Origin of the sequence: Sorangium sp. So ce836, assembly GCF_028553905.1 — a bacterium.
GTDB classification, from domain to species: domain Bacteria; phylum Myxococcota_A; class Polyangia; order Polyangiales; family Polyangiaceae; genus Sorangium; species Sorangium cellulosum_D.
On the sequence record NZ_CP102233.1, the window covers coordinates 629,186 to 640,505 of the forward strand.

At 74.5% G+C, this 11,320-nt stretch carries 12 protein-coding genes and 1 riboswitch; all 12 genes read right to left on the bottom strand.

Annotated elements, in window-relative coordinates:
- Positions 1 to 29 precede the first annotated feature (29 nt).
- Positions 30 to 404: a DUF3209 family protein gene (locus NQZ70_RS02390; protein WP_129572776.1), complete on the bottom strand. Its 375-nt coding sequence runs from the start codon at positions 402 to 404 to the stop codon at positions 30 to 32.
- A gap of 102 nt (positions 405 to 506) precedes the next feature.
- A complete protein-coding gene (locus tag NQZ70_RS02395; protein WP_129572777.1) occupies positions 507 to 1,313 on the bottom strand; it encodes a hypothetical protein in 807 nt (268 codons plus the stop codon).
- On the bottom strand, positions 1,310 to 2,077 hold the full coding sequence (locus NQZ70_RS02400; RefSeq protein WP_129572778.1) for a hypothetical protein: 768 nt from the start codon (positions 2,075 to 2,077) through the stop codon (positions 1,310 to 1,312). The genes NQZ70_RS02395 and NQZ70_RS02400 overlap by 4 nt, the downstream gene beginning before the upstream one ends.
- Entirely contained in the window at positions 2,074 to 2,811 is a 738-nt protein-coding gene (locus NQZ70_RS02405; protein WP_129572779.1) for an ABC transporter ATP-binding protein, read from the bottom strand. Before NQZ70_RS02405 ends, NQZ70_RS02400 begins: the two co-directional genes overlap by 4 nt.
- Complete coding sequence (locus NQZ70_RS02410) at positions 2,808 to 3,494, bottom strand: TetR/AcrR family transcriptional regulator (protein ID WP_129572780.1); 687 nt, start codon at positions 3,492 to 3,494, stop codon at positions 2,808 to 2,810. The genes NQZ70_RS02405 and NQZ70_RS02410 overlap by 4 nt, the downstream gene beginning before the upstream one ends.
- Positions 3,495 to 3,628: 134 nt before the next feature.
- The gene (locus tag NQZ70_RS02415; protein WP_129572781.1) at positions 3,629 to 4,816 is read right to left on the bottom strand and encodes a CbiX/SirB N-terminal domain-containing protein; all 1,188 of its coding nucleotides are present in this window, start codon (positions 4,814 to 4,816) and stop codon (positions 3,629 to 3,631) included.
- Positions 4,792 to 5,628: an energy-coupling factor ABC transporter ATP-binding protein gene (locus NQZ70_RS02420; RefSeq protein ID WP_129572782.1), complete on the bottom strand. Its 837-nt coding sequence runs from the start codon at positions 5,626 to 5,628 to the stop codon at positions 4,792 to 4,794. Before NQZ70_RS02420 ends, NQZ70_RS02415 begins: the two co-directional genes overlap by 25 nt.
- Positions 5,625 to 6,374 (bottom strand): CbiQ family ECF transporter T component, encoded by a 750-nt coding sequence (locus NQZ70_RS02425; RefSeq protein ID WP_129572783.1) that lies wholly within the window; start codon positions 6,372 to 6,374, stop codon positions 5,625 to 5,627. The genes NQZ70_RS02420 and NQZ70_RS02425 overlap by 4 nt, the downstream gene beginning before the upstream one ends.
- Complete coding sequence (locus NQZ70_RS02430; protein WP_237244940.1) at positions 6,364 to 6,720, bottom strand: hypothetical protein; 357 nt, start codon at positions 6,718 to 6,720, stop codon at positions 6,364 to 6,366. Before NQZ70_RS02430 ends, NQZ70_RS02425 begins: the two co-directional genes overlap by 11 nt.
- Positions 6,717 to 7,394: an energy-coupling factor ABC transporter permease gene (locus NQZ70_RS02435; RefSeq protein WP_129581086.1), complete on the bottom strand. Its 678-nt coding sequence runs from the start codon at positions 7,392 to 7,394 to the stop codon at positions 6,717 to 6,719. The genes NQZ70_RS02430 and NQZ70_RS02435 overlap by 4 nt, the downstream gene beginning before the upstream one ends.
- A 133-nt stretch (positions 7,395 to 7,527) precedes the next feature.
- A riboswitch (cobalamin riboswitch) is annotated at positions 7,528 to 7,732 on the bottom strand.
- 1,129 nt (positions 7,733 to 8,861) lie between these two features.
- On the bottom strand, positions 8,862 to 9,689 hold the full coding sequence (locus NQZ70_RS02440) for an enoyl-CoA hydratase/isomerase family protein (protein ID WP_129572784.1): 828 nt from the start codon (positions 9,687 to 9,689) through the stop codon (positions 8,862 to 8,864).
- Positions 9,690 to 10,329: 640 nt separating this feature from the next.
- A complete protein-coding gene (locus NQZ70_RS02445) occupies positions 10,330 to 11,220 on the bottom strand; it encodes a 3-hydroxyacyl-CoA dehydrogenase family protein (protein ID WP_129572785.1) in 891 nt (296 codons plus the stop codon).
- Between the last annotated feature and the right edge of the window lie 100 nt (positions 11,221 to 11,320).

Consider the following 11,320-nt stretch of genomic DNA (forward strand, 5'->3'; position numbering starts at 1 on the left):
GTCCGCTCCTGCTCCTGCTCCTGCTCCGCTTACTCCGCCGGGTAGATCTCGTGCACGAAGTCGTGCATCTCCTCGAGCTCGCGGTAGAGCCGGCCGAGCCCGTCGACCTGGGCGCGGAGGTCGAGCTCGACCTGCTTCGTGAGGATGAGGAGCGAGCGCAGGTAGGCGAGCTTGTCGTCGCCCGCGGGCGTCTTCGCGACCTTCTCCTGGAGCTCCGCGAGCGACCCCTCGAACAGCCGCGAGAGGCTCTTGAGGTCCCCGGCGCGCAGCATCGCCGAGACCGGGCCGGGCGCCTCGGCCGCGGGGCCGAGCTCGGCGAGCTCGTGCGCGCGCTCGGCGGGATCGTCGATACCCAAGATGTTCATGAGCCCCAGGCGAAGCGCGGCGATTTCGTGACAGGCCATGTCGGCTCCCTTCGTTCGGCCCCTCCTACCAGCTAGGGAACAGGGCGGGAAGGAGCAGGCGACCGGCGCGAACGAGGGGCGCGGGCGGCGCGCTCCTCGGGCTCAGCGCGCGTCGGCGCGCTCGAGGAGCACGCCCGCGGCGGCGATGGCGAGGGCGGCGAGCGGGACCGCGATCGCCAGCCCGACCGGCCCGAGCCAGGCCGACGTGGCGTCGTTCCAGAGCAGCGACGCGAGCACGATCGCGTCGCGGAGGCCCTCGCGCGCCTCGAACGCGTCGGGCCGGTACATGAACGCCGCCGTGGGCAAGAGCGGCGCGATCCACACGGCCGACGCGACCAGGAGCGCGTGGAAGCTGTCGCGCATCCGGACGAGCAGCGGCAGGAGGGCCGAGAGCAGCGCGAGCGCGAGCGCGACGAGGGCGAGGCCGGCGCCGAGCGCGCCCGCCACGCTGACCATGTCGTTCGCCCTGATGTAGGGCGCGACGGCGAGCGCGGTGCCGACGGCGACCGCCGCGCCCGCGCCGGCCCCGGCGAGCAACGAGGGCGCCGTGCGCGCGGCGAGCAGGACGCGGGCGCGGATCGGCTTGGCGAGGAGGATCTCGAGGCGATGCTCCTCTCGCGCCGTGACCGTCGCGTCGACGAGGCCCGCCAGGGCGACGAAGTAGGCGATGAAATAGGTGGCGAGGAGATCGTTGAGCAGGAGCACGGCGGCCATCCCCTCGATGCGGAAGGCCTGCTCCATGAAGCGGATGACCTGGGCCGGCACGCGTACGAGCAGCGCGTGGGTGCCGAGCACCACGAGGACGCCGGCGATCGCCGCGACGATCGAGGTGCGGCGCGGGGCGCGGCGCGCCTCGATCGCGAAGTAGCCGCGGAGCGAGCCCGCGGCGGGGGCGGTCGCCCGGGTCACGCTTCCATCCTCCGGACGCCCGCGGCGCCGACGGCGATGGCGAGGGCGGTGAGCGCGGCGAGCGCGAGCATCGGGGGGCAGAGCACGGCGGGGCCGAGGCGGTCGAGGCTCCCGAGGCCGAGGGCGCCGAGGGTGATCGGGTTCGCGAGGGTGATGGCCCGCCAGGCGGGCTGATAGAAGCCGATGAGCGAGAGGCCCACGAGGCCCCCGAGCGCGCCGAACCCGATCAGCGCCGAGGCGCCGCGGTGCTTCACCCACGCGGCGATCGCGGCGGAGAGCGCGGTCGCGAAGAGGGCCGCGAAGGCGTGGAGCGACATCGCGCCGAGGAAGGGGCCGGGGCGGAAGCCGGGGACGCGCGCCGTGAAGTAGACGGCGCCGGCGAGCTGGGTCGCGGCGTGCAGGGTCACCATCACCGCGCAGGCGCTCAGCGCGCGGAGCGCGAAGTAGCGAGGGATCGAGAGCGGCTTGCTGGCGAGGAGCGGCAGCACGCCGGTGTCGCGCTCGCGGAGCACGACGCCGCTCGCGAGCACCACGGGGACGAAGGCGATCACCTTGTTCATCGTCAGGTCGATCCACACGTACATGAAGGTCTGGAACGGCCCGGCGTCGCCGAACCAGGCGGCCATCGCGGCGCGCACGTGCTCGGGCGGACGCGCGAGCACGACGGGGATCGCGACCAGGGCGTAGGCGAGCATCGCGGCGCAGAGCCAGGTCTTCCGCTCGCGGAGCGTCGCGAGGTAGTCGAGCCACAGGAGGCGGATCACGCGGCCTCCCTGCGCACGAGCGCGAGGTAGAGATCGTCCATGGTGCGCGCGCCGTGCGCGTCCTTGAGGCGCTCGACCTCGCCGCAGGCGACGAGGCGCGAGCGGTGCATCACCGCGACGCGCCGGCAGAGGGCCTCGACGTCGGAGAGGATGTGCGACGAGAACACGACGGTGACGCCGCGCTCGCGCGCGAGCTCGCGGAGCAGCTCGAGGAGCTCGTGGCGGCCGAGGGGATCGAGGCCCGAGGTCGGCTCGTCGAGCAGGAGCACCGCGGGCTCGTTGATCAGCGCCTGGGCGATCCCGACCTTCTGGGCCATGCCGGTGGAGAAGCCGCGCAGGGGGCGGTCGGCCTCGCGCTCGAGCCCGAAGCGGCGCACGAGGGCGTCGGCGCGCGCGGCCGCGACCCCGCGGGGCAGCGCGAACATCGCGGCGACATAGTGGAGGAACCCGCGCGCCGTCATGTCGGGGGGCAGCGCGTACGACGCGGGCAGGTAACCCGCGCTCCGTCGGACCTCGAGCGTCTCGCGGACGACATCGCGCCCGAGCACGCGCGCGGACCCCGCGGTCGGCAGGGTCAGGCCGAGGAGCATGCGCAGCGTGGTCGTCTTGCCGGCGCCGTTGTGCCCCATGAAGCCGAAGATCTCGCCCGCCGCGACGGTGAAGCTCACGCCGTCCACGGCCGTGACCTTCCCGAAGCGCTTGCCGAGCGCGCTCACCTCGATCGCCTGGTTCATCGCTTGCTCCTCGCGCGCGACGCGGTCGCGCGCCGTGTCAGGGGGATCGTCGTCGTGGAGGCCGCCGCGAGGCGCGCGGCCAGGCCGGCGCGGAAGATGTCGGCGATCGCGTCGAGCGCGCGCTCGCCGGCGAAGGTGCCGAACGACGTGACCAGCCCGAGGTGCTGGGGCGCGAAGCGCAGCACGCCGAGCACGAAGGGGATCGCGTCGCGATCGACGTCGGGCCGGATCTCGCCGCGCGCGATGCCCTCGTCGACCCATCCGGCGATCTGGGCGACCTGCGCCTTCGCGGCGGCGGCGCTCGCGGCGTCGTCCTGCGGGCGGAGCGCGCGGAGGTCGGGGTCCTCGCGGAGGAGCTTGCCGAAGAGCGGCTCCGCGGCCTGCTGGCGGTAGGCGAAGCGGAGGGTCTCGACGAGGCGATCGAGCGGGGAGTCGAGGCCCATCACCTCGGCGGCGAAGCGGGCGCGGATCGCGGCGAAGGCTTGCTCGACCACCTCGCGCAGGAGGGCCTCCTTGTCGGCGAACTCCAGGTAGAGCGCGCCCTTCGCGCAGCCGGCCTCGGCGGCGACGGCGTCGAGGTTCACGCCCTTGAAGCCGCGCTCGGCGAAGAGGCGCCTGGCGGCCTCGAGGATCTTGGTGCGACGCGCAGGATCGCGGGGCTTTTCGGGGCGGCGGACGGGCACAGAACCGATTTGACTCATATAGACAAACGAGTCAAATCGGACGACGCCTGGCGCGGGGCGCGGGCAGGGGCCACGGGAGGGCTATCTCCGCGCGTCAGAGATCCACGCTCGAGCGCGGCCCCGGGCGCCGAGCCTCACTGCATGATGTCGTCGACGATCCGCGCCACCAGCCGGTCGCCGAGCAGGTGCTCCTCGACGAGGTCCTTCGCGTCCTCCTCGCGGACGCCGCGGTACCACACGCCGTCCGGGTAGACGGCGACCGTCGGCCCCTCGCCGCAGCGCCCCATGCACGACGTCCTCGTCACGCGGATCTGCTGCTGCTGGCCGGCCTGCTTCACGCGGCGGCGCAGCGACTCGAGCAGCGCCAGGCTGCCGCGGTCCACGCAGTCGGCGTTGCCGCACACGAGCACGTGCTTGCGCAGCGGGCGGTGGGCGTGCGGGTGGTTCGACGCCTGCGTGTGCGTGAGCGTGTGGCGCACGCTGTAGAGCATCGCCTTGAGCCCGCCCACCTCCCGGGCGAGCCCCGGCATGGCGGTGCGGTACATGCACGTGTCGCAGGGGAGGGGAGACTCGCCGGCGAGCGCCTGGCGCGCGCGCTCGTCGATCAGTCCCGAGAGCGCGCTCGACCGGCCGAGGTGGGGCGCGAGCGACGCGCGGATCCACGGGTACGTCGACGCGAAGCGGTCGACCTGCTCGGCGAGCTTCGTCATGAGCCGGCCGGCGAAGAGGAAGTAGGGGAGCACGACGACGCGCTCGGGCCGCTGGCGCGCGACGCGCTCCAGCGTCTCCTCGACCGAGGGCCGCGTGACGCCGATGAAGGTCGGCTCGACCAGGAGCAGCCCCCGGCCCTCGCCGATGAGGCGCGTCATCTTGCAGAAATCGCCGTTCGCGTCCGGGTCGCTGGACCCGCGCCCCACCACGACGAGCGCCGTCCGGGCGCGCGCCGCCGGGTCGTCCGGCAGCGCGGACGCGGCCCGCTCGAACGCGACCTCCGCGAGCGCCGGGTGCACGCCGAGGTGCCGCGCCGCCGAGAAGCGCACGCCCGGGTGCGCGGCCCGCGCCTGCTCGAGCGCCAGGGGGATGTCGTTCTTCACGTGCCCGGCCGCGAACAGGAACAGCGGCACGACCGCCACCCGGGACACCCGCGCCGCGAGCGCCGCGAGCGCGTCGGCGAGGTACGGCGTCGCGAGCTCGATGTAGCCGTGCTGCACCACGACCCCGGGTCGCGATGCGCCGTAATCGGCCACGAGCGCCTCGAACTCGGCGTTCGACGCGGCGTCGCGGCTGCCGTGGCCGATCAGCAGGAGCCCTTCGTCATGCATGCGAGCGCCTCCTCCAGGGTGAGCGGGAGCCCTGCGCGGCCGCGCGGGTGGACTGGCTCGGCCGGGCTCATCCGGGCCCAGAGCTCCGCGACCCACGGCCGCCGGAGCCGCGCCCGCGCGAGCAGCTCGCCGGCCGCGAACACCTCCCGCGGCGGCCCGTCCGCGAGGACCTGCCCGTCGCCGAGCAGCACCGCGCGCGTCGCGAAGAGCGGCACGAGGTCGACCGCGTGCGTCGCGGCGACCAGCGTGGTCCCCTGCTGCTCCGAGAGCGCGCGCAGCGTCCGGCACAGGGAGAGCTCGCCCTCCGGGTCGAGCCCCGCGGTCGGCTCGTCGAGCAGGAGCACGCGCGGCTGCATCGCGAGCATCCCGGCGATGCACGCGCGCTTGCGCTCGCCGAAGCTCAGCGCCTCGATCGCGCGGCCGGCGAGGTGCGCGAGCTGCACGGCCGAGAGCGCCGCCTCGGCGCGGCGCCGCGCCTCGGGCGCGGGCAGGCCCAGGTTCCGCGGGCCGAACAGGACGTCGTCGAGGAGCGTCGCGCCGAGCAGCTGGTCGTCCGGGTCCTGGAGCACGAGCGCGGCGCCCGCGGCCACGGCGTCCGAGGGCGAGCCCACGCGGCGGCCCGCGATCTCGACGCTGCCGCCGGGCGCGGGGAGGAGCCCGACGAGCGTCCGGAGCAGCGCGGTCTTGCCGGCGCCGTTGCCGCCGAGCACCGCCACGGACTCGCCCTCGGCGACGTCGAGGCGCACGTCGCGCAGCGCGGGCTCGGCGCCGCGGTAGCCGACCCTGGGGGCACGGAGGGCGATCGCGCTCATCCCGCCGCTCCGGCGGCGACGCTGAGCCCGAGGGCCGCGAGGGCGAGGGCGGCGAACGCGAGGTTCGCGGCGGGCGCGCTCGGCCGGCGGTCGGCGACGGGGAGCTCCCCCCGGTAGCCGCGGAGCTGCATGGCGACGGCGGCGTGCTCGGAGCGCTCCAGGGTCCGGAGCGCCACGACGCCCGCGACGGCGCCGGCCGAGCGCGCGGCGGCGCCCGGGCGCGCGAACCCGCCGCGGAGCGCGGCGGCGCTCCACGCGCTGTCGGCGGCGCGCTGGAGCACGCCGGCGAAGCGCCGCGCGAGCGCGAGCAGCTCGACGAGGGCCGCGGGCGCGCCGAGCCCGGCGAGCGCCGCCTCGATCTCGGCGGGCGCGGCGGCGTTCGAGAGCCACCGGAGCACCGCGGCGGCCGCGAGGACGCGCGCGGCGATGACCGCGGCGCGGCGGGCCCCGTCGCGCGCGATCGCGTCGAGCGGGAACGGCGCGCCCGCGAGGAGCGGCTCGCCCGGGGTGAGCGCGAGCGCGAGGGCCGCGGCGAGCCCTCCGAGCCACGCGGCGGGCGCGAAGGCGCGGAGGACGGCGCCCGCGCTCATGCCCTGGAGGGCGAGGGCCGCGCACGCGACGGCGAGCAGCGCGGCCGGCGTCCAGGGCGAGCGCGCGCCCGCGGCGACGCAGCACGCGGCCACGGCGGCCCCGAGGCGGAGCCGGGGATCCACGTCGCGGAGCCGCGCGGGGGGGTCAATCCGCACGGAGCCCGTCGCCGCCGGGCTTGCCGGCGGGCTGGCCGGCGCGCTCCACGAAGAGCACGCGCGAGAAGTAGCCGAGGGCGAAGCCGGAGAGGAGCCCTGCCCAGAGGAACGCGAAGAGCAGGAGGTCGCCCTCGAGGCCCGCGAACAGCGGCCCCGTGTCGTGGCGGCCGGCGTCCTCGGCGACGCGGCGGACGACGGCCTCGTCGATCCCGTCCCACGAGGCGTTGCCGCACGCGGCGAGGCAGAGCGCGGCGGCGGCCGGGAGCGCGGCGGCGAGCCGCAGCGCCGCGGCGCGCGCGCCCCCCGCGAGCGCCGGCAGCGCGCGGTGCGCGGCCCGCCGCGTCACGACGCCCCCGCGGGGAGCGGGACGACCTGGAGCCGCTCGAGGATGTCGGGCCGCCGGGCGCGCAGGAAGACGAGCGCTCCCGCGGTCATGGCGCCCTCGAGCAGGCCGAGCGGCAGCTGGGTGGGGACGAAGGCGAGGGCGACGCCGGTGAACATGGATCCCACCGACCCGTCGCCCGCGAGCCCGAGCGCGAGCTCGAGCGCCGTGGTCGCGTACGTGGCCCAGTCGGACGTCACGCCGGCCAGGAACCCCGCGACCCAGAGGCTCGCGCCGCAGCGCCGCGCGAGCCGGAAGACGAGGTATCCGGTGAACGCGCCCGCGATGCCCATCGACGCGACGTCGGCGCCGAGCGTGGTGAGCCCGCCGTGGGCGAGGAAGAGGGCCTGGATGAGGAGCGCCACCACGGTGACGAGGACGGTCATCCAGGGGCCGATGAGCACCGCGGCGAGCCCGGTGCCGCACGGGTGGGAGCAGGTCCCTGCGGTCGGCACCGGCACGGGCATGCACGAGATCGCGAAGACGGCGGCGGCGATGAGGCCGACGAACGGCTTGTAGAAGGCGTCGTTCTGGGTGCGGCGCCGGAGCAGGTGGAGGGCGACGGCGACGAAGGGCAGGGCGAGCGCGTTCCAGACCGCGCACCAGCCGAGCGGCAGGACGCCCTCCGCGAGGTGCATCGCGGCCGCGGGCCGGGGCGCGAGCAGCGTCGCGAAGAGCACGGCGGCGATGGATATAGCGCGGCCGTGAAGACCGATTTCGGCGCTCCGGGTGAAGTCCGCACCCGAACGCCACGAAGACGTGCGCAAGCTGCACCTCGTGGGGGGCTCGGGTAGGTCTCCCGGCTCATGGGTTCAGGGAGCCTTTCGGGCTCCCAGCGCCGCGTCCACCTTCCCAGGCCTCTTCAGAGGCCCAGTGGTCTTTGGAGGCGGCTCCCCACTCACGGTGGCGGTACCGCGCCGGTTTCGCACCGGCTTCCCTGTTATGCCCAGAGGGCACCCGAGGTGTGGATTGTCAGATGGATGCTCGGTAGTCCCGTTTCGCGCCCGGCGTCAAGGACGTCGCGCCGCGGCCGCGGGGCAGGCGCTCGCCTCGCGGGGCTGCCCCGAGGCGCGCGGGCGCGTTCGCGGCGGCCGTCTCGCGGCGCGCGCGGGTGCGCTCGCGGCGGCCGTCTCGCGGCGCGCGCGGGTGCGCTCGCGGCGGCTGTCTCCGCGGTCCGCGCGGGCGCGCCTCACGCCGGACCGAGCTCCGTGACGAACCGCGCGCGCGGGCTGCCGCCGCGTGCCGTCCAGCCCGCCGCGGTCCGCGGAGCGCTCCCGGCGTCCGGAGGTCCGGCGCGGCGGGGGCCCGCGCTGTCCCGCGCCCGCCCTCGCGCCATTGCGAGCGGCCGGTCCGCCGCTGCCGTGGTGTCCTGCGCGCGTGGCGCCGCCCTGTCGCGCCGACAGGCAGCGCGATGCGCGCTCGCGTCCTCCGCGCGCAACGTGGAGTCCGCGAAATTGACCGAGACGCACGCGGACAAGCTTCCTCGAAAAAGCTGCAAGCGATGTGTTTCTGTAGTTAAAGTCTCTTTACTTGCTCGTCCTGGGATCGCCGCTCGCCCCCGGGGCCCGCTCGGAGCGTGCGCCGCCCCGCGCGTGCGGCGCACGTTCCGGTGATTTTCTCGCCGCAGTGTGCTTTGTTCGTCCTGGCTCTTTACTTGTGAGCAAGTGTTCCGTGTCTGGCTCGCTTCGTCGCGGAGCCTGACGTGACGGGGCGGGCTCTCGTGCTCTCTTTTCGAGCGTGCGGCGAGCGACTCCGCCGGACGCTGCTCCCGCGCGGGTATGCCCGGCTCGAACGCGCATTCGCGGGAATCGGCGGTGTGCGCGCTGCGCCGTCTCCTGGCTGTCATCGTGCTGGGAGCAATCCGCTCATCCGCGTGCATCGGTTGCACTTTGTTATCGACAACCTGCTTCCGGGTGCCACACTCCGAGCACCGCATGCGCACCGGCGCGGTTTCCCCCCCCGGCCCGGAGCGCGTGCGGGCTATTTCGAGCACCGCAGCGGACGTTCTCCGCGCCGCTGCGGTTTCCCTGCCGCGGTCATGTCTGGCCCCCCTCCAGCATGACACGCGGTCTTTTTTTGGGTCTTCCGGCCCGCTGTTCGGAAACTCACTTTCCTGTGAACGTGGCCTGCGATTTCGCCAGGAACGCTTTCATTCCGAGCTGTTGGTCCTCGCTGCCGAAGAGCGCGGCGAAGGCCTGGGCTTCCAGCTCGTTGGCGGCGGTGAGGTCGAGGCTCTCGCCGCGCAGGATGACGCGCTTGGCGGCGGCGACGGCGAGCGGCCCGCGCGAGGCGATCTTGAGGGCGGTCTCGCGGGCGCGCGCGAGGAGCTCGGCCGCCGGGAAGACGGCGTTGACGAGGCCGATCGAGAGCGCCTGCTCGGCGGTGATCATGTCGCCTGAGTAGATGAGCTCGCGCGCGCGGCCGGGGCCGACCCGCCGCAGCAGCCGCTGGGTGCCGCCGAACCCGGGGATGACGCCCAGGTTCACCTCGGGCTGGCCGAGCTTGGCGCCTTCCGCGGCGTAGATGAAGTCGCAGGCGAGGGCGAGCTCGCAGCCCCCGCCCAGCGCGAAGCCGTTGACCGCGGCGATCACGGGGAACGGCGCGGTCTCGATGAGGTCGGCGAGGCGGTGGCCTGCCTCGGCGAACCGCTTCGCGGCGATGCTGTTCATGGCGGCCATCTCCGCGATATCGGCGCCGGCGACGAACGCCTTGCCGGCGCCGGTGAGCACGGCCGCGCGCACCTCGTTGCCCTCGGCGGGCGCGAGGAGGTCGTGGAAGGCCGCGGTGAGCTCGCCGAGGACGGCGGGGTTCAGGGCGTTGAGCTTGTCGGGCCGCTGCATGGTCACGGTGGCGACGTGGCCCGCGCGCTCGACGGCGACAAACTGGAGGGCACCGCGAGCAGGGACCCCCGGCTGCTGTTCTTGAGCGGTCATGACCGGTGGTTAGCAGCGCGCCGCGCCGGGGGGAAGCGCGCGCCGCGCGCCGGGGAAAGGGGTCATTTCGTGACCGCCTGGGCCCGCTATGCTGAGCCCGTGGCTGAGCCGACGAGCGAGCGATTTCCAGCGGAGGTCACGCGCCCGCTCTGGGACATGGAACGAACGTCGAGTCTCGAGCGACCCCAGCAAATGCCCCGCGGTGGCGCTCATTCGTTACTTTGATAAGTGCACACGGCCCGCGCGCTATCGAGGGGAGTCGCGCAGACAGGCCGTCTTCCCAACCGCAGCGCAGCCCCGCCCTCCACCCCTGTCCCGCCCTGGAGAGAGCCAGCGGAGGAGGGGGTGCCGCGCGGGGGGCCGGCGGGGTAGGGCCCCACAAACCCGAGCGCCGGCGTGCTCCTTGAGACGCCCTCCGGGACCGACCCACCCATTCCCACGGCAATAGCCCCCCAAAAGGCGCGAGTTTGTGGGAGGGGCCCCCGCCGGCCCCCCGCGCGGCACCCCCTCCTCCGCTGGCTCGGTCGCAGCCGCGCCCCCTCCTCCGCTGGCTCGGTCGCAGCCGCGCCCCCTCCTCCGCTGGCTCCGCTGCAGCCGCGCCCCCTCCTCCGCTGGCTCCGCTGCAGCCGCGCCCGTTCCGCTACACCGCCCGCCCCGTCTTCTGCCCCTTCTCGTCGTACACGTAGAACCCCCGCCCGCTCTTCTTCCCGTACCACCCCGCCGCCACCAGGTTCCGCAGCAGCGTGGGCGCCCGGTACTTCGAGTCCCCGAACTCCCGGTGCAGCACCTCCGCGATCGAGAGCACCGTGTCCAGCCCGATCAGGTCCGCGAGCTCCAGCGGCCCCATCGGGTGGTTCAGCCCGAGCCGCGCCCCCGCGTCGATGTCCTCCGGCGTGGACAGCCCCTCCTGGAGCGCGAAGCACGCCTCGTTCAGGAACGGGATCAGCATCCGGTTCACGATGAACCCCGGCTGGTCCTTCGAGGTGATCACCGTCTTGCCGAGCCCCACCGCGAGCGCCCGGACGGCCTCGTACGTCGCGTCCGACGTCTGCACCCCACGGACGAGCTCGACCAGCTTCATCAGCGGCACCGGGTTCATGAAGTGCATCCCGATGACCAGCTCAGGCCGTCCGGTCACCGCCGCGAGCCGCGTGATCGAGATCGACGACGTGTTCGACGCCAGGATCGCCCCCTTCGGCATCGCCGCGTCCGCGAGCTTGAAGATCCCGCTCTTCACCTCGAAGCTCTCGGTCACCGCCTCCACGGCCAGGTCGACCCCCGACAGGCCGGCGATGCCGTCCGCGACCGCCACGCGGCCGAGGAGCGCCTCCCGCGCCTCCGCGGCCATCTTGCCCTTCTCCACCTGCTTCGCGAGGATGGCGGCGATCTGGGCCTTGCCCGACTCCGCCAGCGCCCTCGAGACGTCGCACAGGACCACCTCGAGGCCCGCGGCCGCGGCGACCTGGGCGATGCCTCGCCCCATCTGGCCCGCGCCGATCACCCCGAAGCGCTTGATCGTCGTAGCTTCCATGGCCGCGGTTGATACCCGAAGCCGAGGGCGCGGTGAACCGCCCATGCCGACGGCCCGCCCGCTGGCCGTCCCCGCGGCAGAAGCACGCGAAAGCTCCGCC